The organism is Pantoea sp. C1E2 (assembly GCF_056491465.1).
Map to the genome: position 1 here is coordinate 3976009 of NZ_JBSZHT010000002.1, position 18590 is coordinate 3994598.

Here is an 18590-nt window from a genome sequence, read left to right on the forward strand (position 1 = left end):
GGAGACTTTTCGTGACCTTAACGCCTGCTTCACTGCCGTACTGGTTAGTTTTTGGCCTGCTCGCCAATGTCTCTTCTGCTCTGGCAGAGCCGTGGACAGAAAATACCTGGAATCCCAAACCGGATGGCGAAGATATCGTCTTGCCGATGCCCTGCGAAGGCTCGATGGTGTTCCGTCGGGTAGAAATTCCGATGGCGGGTCCGCTTGATGACCTGCCGATTACCCTCGGCCAGGACAGTGGTGATTGGGGCGTGATTGAACACAGCTATCCCACCTTCATTGCTGGTAGCTTCACGGAGAAGAAAGCGAAAGGCCGCTATTACCTGATGGCGAAATATGAACTGACGACGTTGCAATATCAGGCGTTAACAGAAGGCACTTGCCCTACCCCTTCACGCAAACTCAGTTTACCCGTCACGGGAATCAGTTGGTTCGATGCCGTCAGTACCGCCGATAAATATAATCAGTGGTTGCGTACTCATGCGATGGATAAGCTACCCCAAGAGGATGGTGATGCCGGATTCTTGCGTCTGCCAACTGAAGTTGAGTGGGAGTTTGCGGCACGCGGTGGCCTGAAAGTGAATAGCGCCGAATTCCGCGATCAGCACTACCCGATGGACGACATGAAGAACTATGAGTGGTATTCCGGTGCGCAGTCTTCGAATGGCAGAGCACAGCTCATTGGATTATTGCAGCCCAATCCGCTGGGTTTATATGACATGTTGGGCAACGTGTCAGAGATGATGTTCAATCCGTTTTATCTCAACAAGCTCAATCGCCTGCATGGCCAGGCCGGGGGCTTCGTGGTGCGGGGCGGAAACTTCCTCTCAGGGCCGACAGAAATTCGCAGCGCCACCCGTAAAGAAGTGAATTACTACGATCAGGCGACGCCTTCCATCAGCAAAACGACCGGTATGCGTCTGGTTCTGGTGGCGCCTACCATCACCTCACCAGATAAAGTTAAGCTGCTGGAAAAAAGCTGGGAAACCCTTGGCGCGGAAAATCAGGCTAACAATAAGAAAGACGATGAAGCTAAAGACACAGTGAAAGCGCTGGGCAGCCTTGCGTCGAATGTTGACGACGCGGCGTTAAAACAGAAATTAAAAGACCTGGAAAATCAGCTACGCGCCAGCAATCAAAAACAACAGGAAGAGCGGGATCAGTCTATCCGTGCCAGCCTGAATTTAGGCTCTTTCCTCTGCACCAAGCTACAGGATGATGGCCGCTTCCTCGATTTCCTAAACCATAACTACGAACTGCTGTGCAAAAACAAAGACGCCAGCGATGCCAATTGCGCCATCCGCAAAACCAAGCTGGGCGAGCAATCTGACCGACTACAACAGCTCACTGGATATTACGCCAGTAGCCTCGTCGATGCGGCTACTCTTTATGGAAAAGACGGTCTGCAACACGAAGTCACGGTATTTGATCAAATGCTCACCTTAAACAAACGTCTTTCAGGACTAAAGCCTTTCCTCGCAACCCATTGGCAGAATCAGCAGAAGTATCTGGAGAACGGCAAGATTGATACCGCAGGCTGGTTGGATAGCTGCAAAAAGATTAATGCATCCCCTCAGGCTATTGCTCAGGAAAAATAGGTAAGAACATGAAACGGTCAAAGAAGCCTGTTTGGGCAACGCTGCTATTCGTACTGGGCTGGCAGACGACCAGTCTTGCCGAAGAGCATCGCTATATCAGTATTCGCAATACCGATAGCGTGTGGGTTCAAGGCGTCTGTTCACTGGTATTCAGGCTAGATAATGGAGGGGCTGGAGAATTTGGCCCACTGGAAGTGAATATTGAGCTCAATGACAAAACGGGAAATGTTCTCGAAAAAGGCACATTAAATGTGGCGCCTTTTGGTGACAGTGATGCAACTCGCTCAATAGATGCCGCAACAGAATTTGATTGTGAGGCGGTGGAAAAGGCCAGCAATATTCGTATCGTGGAAGTCACGGAAGTTCGCGGCAATAGCACCAAAGTCGCTTTGCCAGTTACAACCTTTGATCCGCAGTATTATAAGCCATTGAAGATTTCAATCAGTCCGTAGCGTATAGCGAGTTAGTGGGGACAAATTGCTGCCTGTTGATGCCTTTTATCACCGTGCTATCTTACCCACTCGCTATACCGCAATCGGATCAAGACCAATGGCAAAACAACGTGTAGGAATCGTGTTTGGTGGTAAATCGGCCGAGCATGAAGTGTCGTTACAATCAGCGAAAAACATCCTCGAAGCCATCGATAAGAGCAAATACGAGGTGGTGCTGCTGGGCATCGATAAACAGGGTGAATGGCATCTGAATGATGCTTCCGGCTTCCTGCTGAATGCCGATAACCCGGCGCTGATTGCTCTGAACCGCTCCGGCGAAAACGTCGCGCTGGTGCCGGGCAGTGCTTCACAGCAACTGATTACTCGCCAGCAGGCGCAGCCGCTGTCACAGCTGGATGTGATCTTCCCGATCGTGCACGGTACGCTGGGTGAAGATGGATCACTGCAGGGCTTGTTGCGCATGGCGAATCTGCCGTTTGTCGGATCGGATGTGCTCGGCTCGGCGGTGAGCATGGACAAAGATTTCACCAAGCGTTTGCTGCGCGATGCGGGCTTAAAAGTCGCGCCGTGGATCAGCGTGACGCAGGCACAGCGTGCGCGTCTGGATGCGCAAGCCGTGGTCGAACAGTTCGGTCTGCCACTGTTTATCAAACCGGCTAATCAGGGATCGTCTGTCGGTGTCAGCAAAGTGGATCATATCGACGATCTGGCGGCGGCGCTGGATCTGGCCTTTACCTTTGATCGCAAAGTACTGATCGAGCAAGGCATCAAAGGCCGCGAAATTGAGTGTGCGGTGCTGGGTAATGATGAACCCGAAGCCAGCCCGTGTGGCGAAGTGGTGGTGCATGATGCCTTCTATTCGTACGACACCAAATACATCAGCGCCGATGGTGCACTAGTGGTGGTGCCCGCTTCTATCAGCGAAGAACACAGCGAAGCGATTCGTGCCGTGGCGATTCGCGCATTTCAGGCGCTGGAGTGCTTCGGTATGGCGCGTGTCGATGTGTTCCTGACCGAGAGCGGCGAGATCGTGGTGAACGAGGTGAATACCCTGCCGGGCTTTACCAATATCAGCATGTATCCGAAGTTGTGGCAGGCGGCAGGATTAAGCTACAGCGAGTTGATTACGCGCTTGATTGAGCTGGCGCAGCAGCGCCATCAGCAGAGTAGTCAGCTGAAAAGCAGCGTTTAATCATCGATTTCCTGGTGCGCAGCAATGTGCACCTTGGGACGGTAAAACAGCTTCGCCATTGAGGGTTGTCGAAACAAACTCGCATCAGGCAATTGTGAGGGCGTTATTAAGGTACAACCCCGCATCAAGCCATCTGATGGTCGCCTCTCATGGCGACCACCACGCACTTCACGCCACGTCATTCACCACGCTGCGCGGTTCCATCGCCGGAGAGGTTTGGTTACGGCCATTGCGTTTCGAGAGGTAGAGATTTTTATCCGCTGCCGACACCAGACGGTTAATCACGCCCGGCCATTCCCGCTCACTCTGCGCACTGCCGCGCGCCAGGCCTAAACTGGCGGTTACCGTCACCGTGTTGCCCTGAATCCAGAACTTCTCTTTGACCATCGCCTGACGTATCGCCTCGGCCAGCTGGTAAAGTTGCAGATGGCTGTAGTCGAACACCACCACCACAAACTCTTCGCCACCAAAGCGACACACCATGCCGCGATTGCCCACCACGCGTTGCATGCGGCGTGCAATCTCTTCCAGCACACCATCACCGGCATCGTGGCCAAAGTTGTCGTTAATGGCTTTGAAATAGTCGACATCCAGCATCACCACGCCCGCTTCACGCTGTAAAGAGAACGGCTCCTGTTTCAGGCTTTCATACAGGCCGGAACGCGACAGCAGTTGGGTGAGGAAATCAAAGTTAGCGCGTAACGCCAGGCGGTGATTAAGCTGACGAATCGCATCCATACTCACCGCCACCAGCAGCGGGCTGAGGGCCACGGTCGCCACGCCCAGTCGCGCCGAGGTGAGATGGCTGATCGGCAGCAGTGCGTCATCGCCCTGAATATTCATTACGCCGTGGGAAACGAGAACGATCTCAGTGATACCGGTAATCAGGATCACCAGGCTTGTAACAGGAATCGGTAACACGATGGCGCACCAGATCAGCGCTGGCACCGGGAAGGTCAGGCTACCTGCCCCGCCAATCAGTGCACCTACGGTTAACGACAGCACCACCGCCGCCAGGGGCAGCAGCTTGCCAGGGTGCAGCAAGGTGCGCGGTGATACGCTGCGCAACGGTCGCGCCAGCATCACCGGCAGCAGCATCAGGGAGGTCGAGAACTGCTCGCTAAACCAGTCGCCCCACGCCACCACAAAGCGCGCATTGAAATCGATATCCTGCGCCCATGCACCCCAGGTGGCACAGGCTGCAGCGCCAAGGAAACAGGCCGGGAATATGCGCATGGCATTGAACACCTGGCTGTTGGCCGAAGGCGGCTGCAGGTGTTTGATCAGCATGCTGACCGTTATCAGGGTAAACAGGATATTGGCGAAGTTCACGGTCACCGCAGGCAATGCCCAGCCGGAAAACACCGTGTCGTTAAATATCATCGCAGCAAAGCACACCAGATAGCTCGATGTGGTATGCAGGAAAGGATTTCGCACCATCAAACCGGCAATCAGCGCATTCACCGGCCAAAACAGTGAGAACTCCTCCGGAATGCGCAGATGACTGCCAATAAAGCAGAAGAAAAGCGTAATCAGGAACAGCGAGAGTACATTCTTTTTTAAATTATTCTCAGCAAACAGCTTAACGCGCATACGTCTGAACCCTGTAACCTGGAAATCGCTGCCTCTTGCCCACGGGCATCAGCAAGCATTTAACCTGAAATAACTGTGCGATGATTCGGCAATTAAGCGAGTGTTCGTCATCCTACTCTGCGGCTGGGCAGCACTCAATGAGCCGGATCGGCGAGATGTGAGCGCACTGGCAGGGTTGAAACCCGAGAAACAAGGATGAGAGCTGCTGCAATTATGCCCTGTAAATAAAAAAATCGGATATCCGAGATATCCGATTTTTACGCTAAAAACCAGTTTTTAAGCAAAGTGTTATTGCTAATTAACCGCAACCGGCCACTGACTCAGACGAATACCACGATCGCGGGCGTTTTCGCCGAAATCCTGCAGCACCGCTTTGACGTCGGGATCCAGATACTCGGCATTATCATGATCGACAATCACCGTGCTGTTTTCCGGGATCTCCGCCAGTAAGCCCTGCAGTTTAGGATTGTGCATAAAGGTGAGGTTTTGCTGGAAGCGCAACACGTAGTGATCGTCATAGCGGGTAAGCTGCAGCGCATTGCGGTGGCTTTTGTAGATGCTGTAGATAATCTGCGTGGCGATACCGATGCCAATCCCCGCCAGCATGCCAAACACCAGGATGCCACCGATGGTCGCCAGGAACGGCACATACTGCTGAGCCCCCATGCGGAACTGCTCGATGAACAGACGCGGCGTTGCCAGCTTATAACCGGTATACAGCAAAACGGCGGCCAGACTGGCCAGCGGGATGGCATTGAGCAGATCGCTGAACCACAAGCCGCAAATCAGCAACAGCGCGCCGTGGATCAGAATCGAGAGTTTGGTCTGAGCCCCGACGCTGACGTTCACCGAGCTGCGCACAATCACCGCCGTAATCGGCATCGCACCGAGGAAACCGGCGGTCAGGTTGCCGATGCCCTGCGCGAACATCTCTTTATTCGGCGAGGGTGCCGGATGCTGCGGACGCAGTTTTTTCAGCGCTTCCTGACTGAGCAGCGTTTCCAGGCTCGCCACCAGTGCCAACGTCACGGCAACGACCCAGACAGAAGGATTTTGCCATGCCAGCCAGTCCGGAGTTTCCAGTTCAGCCGCCAGCGCCGACAGGCTATCAAAGGCCGGTAACGCAATACGCGGCAGCCCTTCCGCCAGGCTCGGGAACAGGCGGTCGCCAAACACCGTCGCCATGCAGCCGAGCAGCACCGCCACCAGCGGCCCCGGTATCCAGCTGAGCAGCTTGACTGATTTCACCATTGGCGTGGTCCACAGCCACAAAATTACCAGGCCGATGCCTGCCACCCACATCGCGCTGGTTGAAAACTGAAACTCACCGTTCACCAGCGATATTAATTCGGCATCGCCTGCGGCACCGAAGGCCACCGGGATCTGCTGCATAATCAGCAAAATACCAATCGCCGCCAGCATCCCTTTAATCACGCTCCCCGGCACCAGCGAGATAAAGCGACCGGCACGCAGCAAGCCAAGCAGGCATTGCAACACGCCCGCCAGAATCAGTGCGGTGAGGAAAGCGGAGAAGCTGCCGAGCGTCTGGATCGAGGCCACCACAATGGTCACCAGCCCCGCCGCCGGGCCGCTGACGGCAAAGCGTGATGGGCTGAGCGATGTGACCAGCAGCCCGCCGATCACCCCGGTGAGCAGTCCGGCAAACGGCGGTAAACCGCTGGCCTGCGCAATGCCAAGGCACAGCGGCAGTGCCACCAAAAACACCACCAGACCGGCGGGAATATCCTGACGCAGCGTGTTCAGATTCATGGCACCGATTCCTCTGCAGATTGCTGAATGAGTTCTTTCAGATGACCAGACTGCAAGTCATACACGCAGCCAAACACTTCCAGCGCTTGCCCCGCCTGCCAGGCCTGTTGCACCGGTTCGCATACCACCAATTGGGCAAACTGCGCGATCACGTTGGCCTCCACTAAGCGGTTGAGCTTGCTGCTCTCCTCTTCCTCAGCACTGGCGTGATATTCCACCAATCCTTGTTGCAGGCCACTGCGCAACGCGGCGATGCGTCTTGCCAGCGCCGAATCCTCTTTTGCCAGCGGGCTGGCGGGCAACCCCAGCGCGGCCTGCACGCCGCCGCAGCCATAATGGCCGCACAGAACAATGCGCTCCACGCCCAAGTAGAAAATCGCGTATTGCAGCACGCTCATCAGGTTATCGTCATCGGGCACCACCATATTGGCGATGTTGCGATGCACGAACAGTTCACCGGGATGCGAGCCAGTCAGCACTTCGGCAGGTACGCGGCTATCGGAACAGCCAATCCATAGCGAATGCGGTTTTTGTTGATGCAGATATTGTTCGAAATAATCTGGATTACGCTCGCGGCGCTGTAATGCCCAACTGCGATTTTTCGCTAATAAGGGTTTAAGTGTCGTCACAATTATCTTCTCTCTACGTCCAGAAATATCGCTTTCAGGCAAAGTCACAGGGTTTTAAACGCCGCTAAGACGATCGATGGAGGGTGAAAGCAGAGCTTCCTCACATAAATTGTTTATAGCTGCTAATGCTTGTGGTTGCACAATCATTATTTCCGCGCACGACAAAATCCTCCGCCCTGTAAAATAAATGTCAGGAAATGTCGATAATAAGTAATTTAATGCAAGCCGATGGAATTGATTGAAAAATACAATTTAATATATAAATCATGAAATTAGATTTAATATTAAATTATGCATCTGGAATGAATCGACAAAAATATACACACAGTCTTTTCATGCCTTTGCACTAGTATGGTGAATTAAACGATTTGAGCTGAGAAAAATCTTAATTATAAAATTTATGAATGGAGTTATTCACTGGATGAATAGCAGAATGGCGATATTTTTCGCCAATCACTGACTGACAATTAAGCAAGAGATCAGGAAAATAATAAGGAGAATAATAATGACGATCAAAAGTAAATATGACTGGCCCTGAATTAAAATCACAGCGCCTGCCGCAACAGGCGCTAATTCGCTTGACGAATTATTTACCGTTCCACGCTTTCATACGCGCTTCACGCACCTGAAGCTGCTGTTCCGGCGTCAGTTTGTTGTAGTTCTCCGCCATGCCGCTTTCCCAGTCACCGTACAGCGGGTTTGGCAGCACGATAAATTGCGTACCAAAATGCTGATGATTTAGGCTGACAAACTGCTGGCGCTGCGCATTGCCCTGATGCCAGGTCGCACCGCCAAAATCGTTCAGGTTATCGCCCACGTACAGCACCACGTTGTATCCGGCGTTTTTAATCGCATCGAAGCGCTCCTGTTTATTGGAATTGCCGGTGCTAAGACGCACGGTTTTATCGCTCACACCGCTGAAGCCCAGCTTATGAAGGTTATCCACCGTCGCGGCGTAATCCTTCTGATCGCGGTTCGAGACGTAGAACATCGTGCCGCCGTGGCTGTTGACGTAGTTCGCGAACTCCACCGCGCCCGGCACAGCGGTGGCCTGACGCGCCTGAGTCCAGGCTGACCAGGTTTTGCCAGAGAACGGCTGGCCGTTTTTCGCCTGCCATGCGCTGTAGGCGCTGTTATCAATCATGGTTTCATCAAGATCGACGATCACCGCTTTCGGTTTGCCCGCCAGCGACGGTGCGGCATCAAACGCCATACGCGCACTGTTAAACGCCTGCCAGCTCAATGCCTGATACTCACCGGACTGCTGGAACCAGTTCACTGCCAATACCGATTGCTGGCCGAGCTGCTGCTGCGCCTGCTGTTTGGCCGGTTGTGCGCACCCGGTCAGCAACAGCGCAAGAATGCCGGACGCCGCCAGCAAAGAGGTGTTTTTCATCAGATCGTCCTTAAGTGATTATGGTCAGTTTGTGTAAAGCTTTAAAAATGTAGCAGTTAACGTAAGCTGTGGGCAGAAGAAAGCTGCCGCCCTGTCAAAGGAGACACTTATGTCGTATGCCGGACCGCGTTCAACCCTGCTTGATGCCCTGCCGTGGCTCGATTATGCCTTCCAGCCTGCGGGTCAACCGGTGCCCGCAGATGCCGCTTATGGTCAGCAGCGCCATAGCGCCCATGTGGTGCTGGCAACCCAAAATCTGCCGCCGAAAAGCTGCGAATCCGATGGTGTGATCGGGGAAAACCAACTGCCGGTTGCGGTGTATACCGCTGACTGTTTGCCGGTACTGTTCGCCGATAGCGAGCAGCATCAGGTGGCGGCAGTGCACGCCGGATTAAAAGGCACGCTGAGTGGAGTGCTGAACAGTGCCATTGATGGATTGCTCAAACGAGGCGCCCGCACTGAAACGCTGCATGTTGCCATCGGCCCGGCCATTGGTCCGTGCTGTTATGAGTTGGGCAAAGATTTGGTGACGCAAATGCAGCAACGCGCAGATTTGCCTGCGCTGCAGTGGGCGAGCGAGCAACCGCACAATAGCGCGGCGATTCGTCCGCAGGCGCGGGCGCATCATCAGGGCGTGTGGTTTGATTTGCCGCATCTGGCGCGAGGGTTACTGTTACAGCGCGGCATCCCAGCCGAACAGATTGAGGTGTTGAACGTCTGCACTTATTGCATGGCGGAGTCGGGATCGAGCTATCGCTACAACACCCATTTTGATAGCGGTTACCAGTCCCGTTTTTCGTGGATTCGTAGCCGCGATTGATTAGCTGCACATCCTTGTGCAGCTTGTTGCATCAGTGAATGATGGCGTTGAGTGCCAGCACACCCGCCAGGCCAAGAATCGAGATCAGCGTCTCCATCACCGTCCAGGTTTTCAGGGTTTCCACCACGCTGAGGTTGAAGTAACCCTTAAACAGCCAGAAGCCCGGATCGTTGACGTGTGAGGCGATCACGCTGCCCGAACCTACCGCCAGCACCATCAAAGCCGGATCGGCATGCGTCACTGCGATAATTGGCGTGACGATCCCGGCGGTGGTGATCGCCGCAACCGTGGCCGACCCCAGCGCAATACGCAGCATCGCTGCTACCGTCCAGCACATCAACAATGGAGAGAGAGACGATCCCTTCATCATGTCAGCGATATAGTTGCCCACGCCGCTGTCCACCAGCACCTGCTTGAACGCGCCACCACCGGCAATAATGAAGACGATCATGGCGATAGCGGCAATCGATTCGCCGCACATATCCATCACTTCTTCCATCTTGCGGCCGTTGCGCAGACCCAGCGTCAACACCGCGATCACCACGGCAATAAACAGCGCCACCGCCGGGTTACCGATAAACTCGAAGAACTGACGCAGCGGGTTCTCTTTTGGCGTAGTCAGCTCAAACACCGCAGCAATCGCCATCAGCACCACCGGGATGATGGCGGCAAAGATACTGATACCGAAACCTGGCATCTCTTCTTCGGTAAAGATTTTCGGGTTGTACAAGCCTTCCGGCGGCGACTTCTCAAAGCTCTTGAGGAATTTCGAGAAGATCGGACCGGCCACAATCACCGTCGGGATGGTGATGATCATGCCGTACAGCAGCGTGGTCCCGAGGTTCGCGCCAAAGATGGTGGCGATCGCGGTTGGACCAGGATGCGGCGGCAGGAAGCAGTGCGTGACCGAGAGTGCAGCCACCATCGGCACGCCGACGTACAGCAGCGGCAAACCGGCAGCAGCAACGATGGTGAACACCAGCGGCAGCAGCAGCACAAAGCCCACTTCATAGAACATCGCCAGACCGACGATCAGTCCGGTGACCACCAGCGCCCATTGCAGCCGCTCTTTACCAAAGGCGGCAATCAGCGTAGTGGCCACGCGTTGTGCCGCACCGGTATCCGAGACTAATCGCCCGAGCATGGCACCGAAGCCGAGGATCATCGCTAATCCACCGAGCGTCGAACCGATACCTTTCTGGATCGAGGCCATCACGTTGAGCGGCGTCATCCCTTCGGCAATACCGACCACCGCCGAGACAAACACCAACGCAATAAAGCCGTTGACCTTAAATACAATCATCAATACCAGCAGCAGTATCACACCCAGCACAATAATGGTTATTGGCATTTTTTATTATCCTTAGGAATACAGAGGGGTGATTAAGGTTTAGGCGCGGCCCGGCGAAAATGCCAGCCGCGCCATGGCATTACACGGCGACGCGCATACCGCCATCAACAAACAGCAAGTGACCATTCACGAAATCAGAAGCACCTGAGGCGAGGAACACCGCGGCACCGATCAGTTCTTCTGGTTTACCCCAACGCGCCGCTGGCGTGCGTTTGGTGAGCCAGCCGGTAAAGGCCGGATCGTCCGCCAGCGCCTGGGTCATCTCCGTGACGAAGTAGCCCGGTGCAATGGCGTTCACCTGGATGTTATGGCGCGCCAGCTCGACGCACATCCCGCGCGTCAGCATGGTGACGGCCCCTTTGGAAGCCGCGTAAGGCGTGATGGTGTCGCGGCCCAGTTCGCTTTGCATCGAACCGATATTGATGATTTTACCGCGCTGGCGATCGACCATTTTTTTCGCCACGGTTTGAGAGACCAGGAACACCGCGGTCTGGTTAACGGCAATCACGTCATTCCAGTCCTGCTCCGGGAATTCGAGGAACGGACGGCGGCGCTGGATCCCGGCGTTGTTTACCAGAATATCAATCGGGCCCCATTCGGCTTCAATCTCATCCACCGCCTGCTGTACCTGCGCAGACTGCGTCACATCAAAGGCTTTGGCATGGGCGCGTAAGCCCAGCTCACGCAGTTTCGCCGCGCCCTGCTCTGCACCCTGCTCCGTGGTGGCGTTGACGATCACTTCCGCGCCGGCTTCACCTAAACCACGCGCCAGAAGAAAACCAATGCCGCGCGCCGAACCGGTGAGTAATACACGCTTGCCTTCAAGGGAAAATAACTGACTCATCACTGCTCCTTAAAAGGTTAACTGGACTTTCGCCGCACGGGTTTTATCGCCAGCAAACTGCAAGGCCGCGTCGATGTCCTGTAAATCGTATTCACCGCTAAACAGCGGCAGCGGGTTGACCACACCGTTCGCCAGCCACTCGACGGCGGTATTGAATTCATGGGTGAAACGGAAGGAACCGACCAGCTGAATCTCTTTGGCGATCAGCGCCATGATTGGGAAGTTAGGGATGGTGCCGCCCATGCCGACCTGAACCAGCGTGCCTTTAGCGCACACCACATCGAGACAGCGTTGCAGTGAGGAAGGATGGCCAGAGGCCTCAAACGCCACATCGAAAAAGCCTTTGTCAGCCAGATACGGCGTGAAATCGCCTTCAGCGGCGTGGATCACATCGGTCGCACCCATCTGCTGCGCCATCTCCAGCGAACGTTCGCTGATATCGCTGCACACCACAGAAGCGGCACCGCGCGCTTTCGCCGCCGCCGCAATCAAGCAGCCAATCGGACCGACGCCGGAAATGAACACGTGCTTGCCGGTAAGATCGCCCGCCTGATGCGTGGCATGAATGCACACCGCCAGCGGCTCGGCAAACACCATCACGGTTTCATCGGCATCCTGTGGGAATGGCACGCACTGTTTGCTGTCCACCACTTTGTATTGGGTGAAGCCGCCATCAACATGTGGCACATACATGGCGCTGCCGAAGAAGCGCATCGAGGTGCACTGGTTTTCCTGATCGCGCTGGCAGTATTTGCACTCGCCGCACGGTTTGGACGGATTGACCGCCACTTTCTGATTTGGCTTCAGGTCAGGATTGTCGCTCTTCACCACATGGCCAATCACTTCATGTCCGAGGATCATCGGCATTTTGACCTCGAAGCTACCGACTTTGCCTTCCTGATAGTAATGCAGGTCAGATCCACAAATGCCGCCGCGCGTAATACGCACCAGCGTGCCTGTGCCGTCCCATTTCACCTGTTGCGGTGCGACGCTGACCTGTTTTTTCCCGGTAATCACGCAGGATTGCGTTTCGATATTCATGGTTTCCCCATTTGTTGCTGTTGCAATAGGGGCTATCAAAGCGGGATCGGGCGCTGAAAACTGTGAACCAGATCACTCTAAATCATGTTACGAAATAGCTGTTACCTGGAACGTGAACTGCTCGTACTGAAGATGGAAGCGGGATCACTGTTTGCCGGGAAAAACCAAGACCAGTCTCTGGGGAAAAGCGGGATCGAGCTATGCCATTATCGCCGCACCCTCACCCGGGATTGAGTCTGACAGGAGTCATAACTAAAGAGCTAATCCATTAGCCCTCATCTTCAAACTGTTTCAGGGTGTACAGGTCTCTTCCCGTGCCAGACGAAAGCGTTCCGAACCTTTCGCCTGCGACCTGTCGCCCTGCTTTTTTTGAGGTTTCTCACAGCCTGAACACCGCGAATTTCCATCCAAACCAATTCCCGCTAAAGTTAACTCATCCGACCACTTTCCGAGACTGTGTTCATGACTGAGCATTACGCCCACCTGTTTGCCCCGCTGGATCTGGGATTTACCCAATTAAAGAACCGTTTTCTGATGGGCTCGATGCACACCGGACTGGAAGAACACACTGACGGCGCTGCACGATCAGCGGCGTTTTATGCGGAACGCGCGCGGGAGGGCGTGGCGCTGATTGTCACCGGCGGCATCGCGCCGAACGCACAAGGCGTGGTGGCGCACGGTGGCGCAATCCTCAATCAGGAAAGCCAATGTGAATGGCATCGCACCCTCACTGATGCGGTGCATGCGGAAGGCGGCAAAATTGCGCTGCAGATTCTGCATGCCGGACGCTACAGCTATCAGCGCGATCTGGTGGCGCCGTCTGCATTACAGGCTCCGATTAACCCGTTCACACCGCGCGAACTCAGTGATGCCGAGATTCGCCAGACCATTGCTGACTTCGCCCAGTGCGCTAAATTAGCCCAGCAGGCCGGATATGATGGCGTTGAGATCATGGGATCTGAAGGCTATCTGATTAATCAGTTTCTGGTGGCGCACACCAATCACCGTGATGATGAATGGGGCGGGGATGTGGATCGCCGTCGGCGCTTTGCACTGGAGGTTACGCAGGCGGTGCGCGAGGCGGTCGGCCCAGCGTTTATTATTATCTTCCGCCTGTCGATGCTCGATCTGGTGAATAACGGCAGCTCACTGGAAGAGACGCTGACGCTGGCAAAGGCGCTGGAGCAGCGTGGCGTCACCCTGTTCAACAGCGGCATTGGCTGGCACGAAGCGCGCATTCCCACCATCGCCACCTGCGTGCCGCGTGCCGGGTTTGCGTGGGTGACAAAGCATTTGCGTGAGGCGGTGTCGGTGCCGGTGATCGCCACTAACCGTATCAACCATCCGCAGGTGGCGGAATCACTGTTGCGCGATGGCATTGCCGATATGGTGTCGATGGCGCGCCCGTTTCTTGCCGATGCGGCCTTTGTGCGCAAAGCCCAGGCCGGACAGCCGGATGCCATCAATACCTGCATCGCCTGTAATCAGGCCTGTCTCGATCAGATCTTTGTCGGCAAAGTCACTTCCTGTCTGGTGAATCCACGTGCCTGCCACGAAACCCTGATGCCAGTGATCCCTGCGGAGCAGCATAAACAGATCGCGGTGGTCGGTGCCGGTCCGGCGGGCATGGCGTTCGCGCTACAGGCGGCCGAGCGCGGCCATCAGGTGACATTGTATGAAGCGGACGCGCAGATTGGCGGCCAGTTTAATATTGCCCGCCAAATCCCCGGTAAAGAGGAGTTTAGCGAGACGCTGCGCTACTTCCGCCATCAGCTGGCAGCGGCAGGCGTCGCGATTCGCACCCAGCATCGTGTGACGGCTAATGAACTAGAAAGCGTGGATGAAGTGGTGATCGCCACTGGGATTTCGCCGCGTCAGCTCTCGATTCCCGGCATCGACCATTCCTGCGTGCTTAGCTATCTCGATGTTATCCGCGATAAAAAACCGGTTGGCCAGCGCGTGGCCATTATCGGTGCGGGCGGCATTGGCTTTGATACTGCCGAGTTTTTGCTGCATCGCGGTGAACATGAAGACTTCTATCAAAGCTGGGGCATCGATCACAGCTTGCAGGCGCGCGGCGGATTGGTGCGTCCACAGCCTGTGGCGGCGGATCGACAAATCTGGCTGTTACAGCGTAAATCGGGCAAACCCGGCGCCGGGCTGGCCAAAACCACCGGTTGGATCCACCGCGCCAGTTTGCAGGCACATGGCGTGCAGATGTGGGGCGACGTGGAGTATCTGAAGATTGATGATCACGGGTTACACCTGCGCCATCAGGGCGAAGCGGTCACGCTGGCAGTGGATAACGTGGTGATTTGCGCCGGACAGGAACCGCTGCGTCAGCTGGCGGATGAGCTGGCTGCACGCGGCAAAGCGGTCAGGCTGATTGGCGGAGCCGACGTGGCGCAGGAGCTGGATGCTCGCCGCGCCATCGCACAGGCCACTGAGCTGGCGCTCAGCGTGTGATTAACGCAGTTTGACCGAGCGCAACACCACGAATTTGGCGTTCGAGGCCACCAGCTCACAGTTGCCAAACAGCTTTTTCATTTTGACGTGATAACCGAGGTGGCGGTTGCCAACAATGCGCAACTCGCCGCCATACTGCAGGCAACGTTTTGCATCGCGCAGCATTTGCCAGGCCAGATGATCGGTCACCGCGTGCTGCTGATGGAACGGCGGGTTGCACAGCACCGCATGCAGACGATCCGACGGGAAGCCACTCAGCACGTTATTAACGCGGAACTGGCAGCGCGCCAAATCCTGCGGACGGTTCACTTCAATATTTAGCTGGCTGGATGCCACGGCCATGTAAGATTCGTCATAGAACAGCACGTCCGCATTCGGGTTCTGCTCCAGCGCCAGCAAACCAACCACACCGTTGCCGCAGCCGAGATCGAGGATCTCACCTTCGATATCAAACGGCAGATGATCTAAAAAGAAGCGCGCGCCCACATCCAGCGATCCGCGTGAGAACACGTTGGCATGGTTGTGGATCTGGTAATCCGTGGTGTCCAACGGCCACACGGTGGTTTCGGGCGCATCGGGCAGTGCTGGTGCCGTGAAGTTGCAGTAAATCAGGCGAGCTTTTTTCCACGCCAGTGAGGTTTTGCTCTCACCGAGAATGCGATCAAACAGCTGCTGCGTGGAGTTATGAATGTCTTTGGCTTTGGCCGCGCCGAGAATCAGCGTATCTGCCGTCACCACTTTGCGCAGCGCGCGCAGCTGGTGCTCCAGCAGGGCCAGCGCTTTTGGGATCTTAATCAGCACAACAGCGGGCGCAGCAGGTAGCGGTGCCAGGCTGTCGATAAAGTGCACCTGATCCTCATCCATCTCATTGAGACGCAGGTTCTGCTTTGCCGCCTGCTCGCTCAGCAGCGAGTCGCTGACGTGCCACACTTCACGGCCGTTCAGTCCGCAGGTCAACGCACCAAAGCTGTCGTTGAACACCAGCACCGGTCCTTCTGGCAGTTCTTGCTGCAGCAGATATTCATCGGCGGAATCCCACGCCTGTAACGGGCTTTCTTCACGCATAGGCGGGAAGCGCTGCAATGTCAGCGTGCGATTGGTTAGTTCAAGTTGGCTCATGGAATCTCCGGCGTGGTACACTTTGCGCGATTTTCGCCCTAAAAAGGGGGCGCAGTATACTGTCTTTCGTCGGGAATCCCAATGTCATTAATCTATTTGCAGGGTTACCCTGAAAACATCCTCGAACAGGTGCAGTTGCTGATTGATAATCAGCGATTAGGCAGTTTTTTGCAGGAACGCTATCCCGACACGCACGATGTTGTCAGTGACCGCGCACTTTACGACTACACCCAGGCGATGAAAAGCCGTTACATGCGCAGCGCGCCGCCGGTGAGCAAAGTCATCTGGGATAACAAAATCAAGGTGATGAAACATGCGCTTGGCCTGCACACCGCCATCTCACGCGTGCAGGGTGGCAATCTCAAAGCCAAAGCCGAGATTCGCATTTCCACCTTCTTCCGTCTGGCACCGGAACCTTTCCTGCGCATGATCGTGGTGCACGAACTGGCGCACCTGAAAGAGAAGGATCACGACAAAGCGTTTTACCAGCTTTGCTGCCATATGGAGCCGGATTATCACCAGCTGGAGTTCGATGCACGCCTGTGGATGACGGATCAGGCGATGCGCGGTAACGCAGCTTAAAGAAATTCCTGCGCCTTCTGAATCAAACTGGTTTTGGTCAAGGCGCCCATAAAGCGGCGCTCTTGTGGATTATTCAGCACCGGCAAACGCTCCAGCGTCACGCGGGCAAAGGCTTCCCAGCCTTCACGCATGCTCTGATTCTGATAAATGCACGGAAAGTTATCGTCCATCACGCTGCTGACCGGTGAATCGAGGGTTATCTCCTGTGACAGCACCTTGCGCGAGATATCGTGAATCGATACCACGCCAAGAAACTGCCCCGCCTCGTTAATCACATACACATAGCGTTCGCGCTTCAGCGAACTCACTGCCAGCGCCTGCCCCACCGACTCCTCGGGTTGTAACGCCGCACCGGGAATGATCAGCTGATCAACGCGCATGTTATCGAAATCGAATTTGGCTTCCGAGCGGCTGAAGTGGTTGCTCACCACCGGATAGGTACTGGTGGATTGCAGCCGATACACCACCATCGAGGCCAGCACTGAAGCGATCATGATCGGGAATAGCAGGCTGCTGTTGAGTGTCATCTCCAGCACCATTAGCATCGCCATTAAGGGTGCCTGACTTACAGCGGCCAGCACTGCCGCCATGCCAATCGCGGCATACAGTAGGGTATCGCCGACCGGCAAATGCAGCGCTGCCCCGATCTGTGCCAGCGCCACACCGAGCAATGCACCTATCAATAATGATGGCGTGAATAAGCCACCTACCGCGTTAGAACCGACCGACAGCGTGGTTGCCAGGGTTTTGAGCACCAGCAGGCCAATCAATCCCATCAGCACATAGTGGCCATCGATGATTTTCACGATCACTTCATAGCCGTTACCCAGAATATCGGTGGATATCAACGCCAGAAAGCCGACGGCCAGGCCACCGAGGCCCAGTCGCGCAGGCAGTGACTTAACCCGGCCAAATAGCGTTTTGCTGCGGGCGATCAGTTTGATCAACAACCAACCGGCAAAACCGGCCACCACGCCAATCAGAATGGTCATTAATAAGCTGCTGATATCCATCTGGAACAAGGCTTCGGAAAGCGGATAGAGCGCGCTGCGAAAACCGAGAGACCACATGGTCATCACCGCCACCGCAGAGGAAACGATCAGCGGGATTAAGCGTTGCAGCGCCGAGATACCAAAGGCAATTTCAGCGACAAATATCGCTGAGGCCAGCGGCGCGTGGTACACCGATGAGAGGCCGGCTGCTGCGGCCATGGCGACAATATCGCTGTTACGCATCTGCGGGAACCAGCGGCCCATCAGGCTGCCACTCAGGGCGGAGAGTTGCACCATCGGCCCCTCTTTACCAATCGAGGCACCGCTGCCGATACTGGCAATCGAGGAGAGCGCGCGGAACAGCGAGGTTTTGGTCGGCACCGCATCCAGGCGCGCGTTGATCACTTCGAGATAGTCGGTTTTGACCGTTTCCTGTTTCTCAATCGCCACCGCATAGCGCAGGAAGAAACCCGCCAGCACACCGCCCGCGCCCACCAGCAGCGGCCAGAAAATCCACGGCCAGACGTGCATTGCCACAGTGATTTCGCTGTCGCTGTTAAACAGCAGGCGGTTAATCAAATCAATGACACCGCGAAACGCTAAGGTCACCAGCGACGCGACGAATCCCACGGGAATAGCAATCAGCAGTGTGGTCCAGTTCAATGCATGTTTACTTCCACTCACCCGCGCGTCCCCGCTAGCTGGTTAAAAAAATGTGCTGCATCATCATATTGGAATGCGGATC

Annotated in this window: 15 protein-coding genes; 6 read left to right on the top strand and 9 right to left on the bottom strand. The window is 55.3% G+C overall.

Annotated features, from left to right (window positions below; all coding sequences use genetic code 11):
* Window positions 1–11 precede the first annotated feature (11 nt).
* From ACXI0A_RS18825 to ddlA, 3 genes are all read left to right on the top strand, one after another.
* Entirely contained in the window at window positions 12–1598 is a 1587-nt protein-coding gene (locus tag ACXI0A_RS18825; protein WP_476150889.1) for an SUMF1/EgtB/PvdO family nonheme iron enzyme, read from the top strand.
* A gap of 8 nt (window positions 1599–1606) precedes the next feature.
* Entirely contained in the window at window positions 1607–2050 is a 444-nt protein-coding gene (locus tag ACXI0A_RS18830; protein WP_224933934.1) for an IrmA family protein, read from the top strand.
* Window positions 2051–2147: 97 nt separating this feature from the next.
* Window positions 2148–3242 carry a D-alanine--D-alanine ligase gene (gene ddlA / locus ACXI0A_RS18835; RefSeq protein ID WP_476150888.1) on the top strand — a complete coding sequence of 365 codons (1095 nt, stop codon included), beginning with the start codon at window positions 2148–2150 and terminating at the stop codon, window positions 3240–3242.
* Between the two features lie 168 nt (window positions 3243–3410).
* Here ddlA and ACXI0A_RS18840 read toward each other — a convergent pair whose 3' ends face one another.
* The 4 genes from ACXI0A_RS18840 to ACXI0A_RS18855 form a co-directional block, all read right to left on the bottom strand.
* Window positions 3411–4835: a diguanylate cyclase gene (locus ACXI0A_RS18840; RefSeq protein WP_476150887.1), complete on the bottom strand. Its 1425-nt coding sequence runs from the start codon at window positions 4833–4835 to the stop codon at window positions 3411–3413.
* 294 nt (window positions 4836–5129) lie between these two features.
* The gene (locus ACXI0A_RS18845) at window positions 5130–6605 is read right to left on the bottom strand and encodes a SulP family inorganic anion transporter (RefSeq protein WP_476150886.1); all 1476 of its coding nucleotides are present in this window, start codon (window positions 6603–6605) and stop codon (window positions 5130–5132) included.
* Window positions 6602–7240, bottom strand: coding sequence for a carbonic anhydrase (locus ACXI0A_RS18850; RefSeq protein WP_224934023.1), 639 nt, complete (start codon window positions 7238–7240; stop codon window positions 6602–6604). The genes ACXI0A_RS18845 and ACXI0A_RS18850 overlap by 4 nt, the downstream gene beginning before the upstream one ends.
* Window positions 7241–7820: 580 nt before the next feature.
* Window positions 7821–8630 (bottom strand): 5'-nucleotidase, lipoprotein e(P4) family, encoded by an 810-nt coding sequence (locus tag ACXI0A_RS18855; RefSeq protein ID WP_476150884.1) that lies wholly within the window; start codon window positions 8628–8630, stop codon window positions 7821–7823.
* A gap of 109 nt (window positions 8631–8739) precedes the next feature.
* On the opposite strand from ACXI0A_RS18855, the gene ACXI0A_RS18860 reads away from it, so the two are divergent.
* Window positions 8740–9450 (top strand): laccase domain-containing protein, encoded by a 711-nt coding sequence (locus ACXI0A_RS18860; RefSeq protein ID WP_476150883.1) that lies wholly within the window; start codon window positions 8740–8742, stop codon window positions 9448–9450.
* 31 nt (window positions 9451–9481) lie between these two features.
* On the opposite strand, the gene ACXI0A_RS18865 is transcribed toward ACXI0A_RS18860, so the two are convergent.
* From ACXI0A_RS18865 to idnD, 3 genes are all read right to left on the bottom strand, one after another.
* Entirely contained in the window at window positions 9482–10801 is a 1320-nt protein-coding gene (locus ACXI0A_RS18865) for a gluconate:H+ symporter (RefSeq protein WP_045831845.1), read from the bottom strand.
* A gap of 79 nt (window positions 10802–10880) precedes the next feature.
* Entirely contained in the window at window positions 10881–11645 is a 765-nt protein-coding gene (gene idnO / locus ACXI0A_RS18870; RefSeq protein ID WP_038644549.1) for a gluconate 5-dehydrogenase, read from the bottom strand.
* 9 nt (window positions 11646–11654) lie between these two features.
* Entirely contained in the window at window positions 11655–12686 is a 1032-nt protein-coding gene (idnD, locus tag ACXI0A_RS18875; protein WP_476150881.1) for an L-idonate 5-dehydrogenase, read from the bottom strand.
* Window positions 12687–13148: 462 nt separating this feature from the next.
* Here idnD and ACXI0A_RS18880 point away from each other — a divergent pair, with 462 nt between their 5' ends.
* A complete protein-coding gene (locus ACXI0A_RS18880) occupies window positions 13149–15152 on the top strand; it encodes an FAD-dependent oxidoreductase (protein WP_476150879.1) in 2004 nt (667 codons plus the stop codon).
* Here the strand turns inward: ACXI0A_RS18880 and rlmG are convergent, their stop codons facing one another.
* Complete coding sequence (gene rlmG, locus ACXI0A_RS18885; protein WP_224933942.1) at window positions 15153–16271, bottom strand: 23S rRNA (guanine(1835)-N(2))-methyltransferase RlmG; 1119 nt, start codon at window positions 16269–16271, stop codon at window positions 15153–15155. It lies immediately after the preceding gene.
* Between the two features lie 81 nt (window positions 16272–16352).
* Here rlmG and ACXI0A_RS18890 point away from each other — a divergent pair, with 81 nt between their 5' ends.
* Complete coding sequence (locus ACXI0A_RS18890; protein ID WP_100703337.1) at window positions 16353–16853, top strand: M48 family metallopeptidase; 501 nt, start codon at window positions 16353–16355, stop codon at window positions 16851–16853.
* On the opposite strand, the gene ACXI0A_RS18895 is transcribed toward ACXI0A_RS18890, so the two are convergent.
* Window positions 16850–18529 carry a chloride channel protein gene (locus ACXI0A_RS18895; RefSeq protein WP_476150876.1) on the bottom strand — a complete coding sequence of 560 codons (1680 nt, stop codon included), beginning with the start codon at window positions 18527–18529 and terminating at the stop codon, window positions 16850–16852. The genes ACXI0A_RS18890 and ACXI0A_RS18895 overlap by 4 nt on opposite strands.
* Window positions 18530–18590 lie beyond the last annotated feature (61 nt).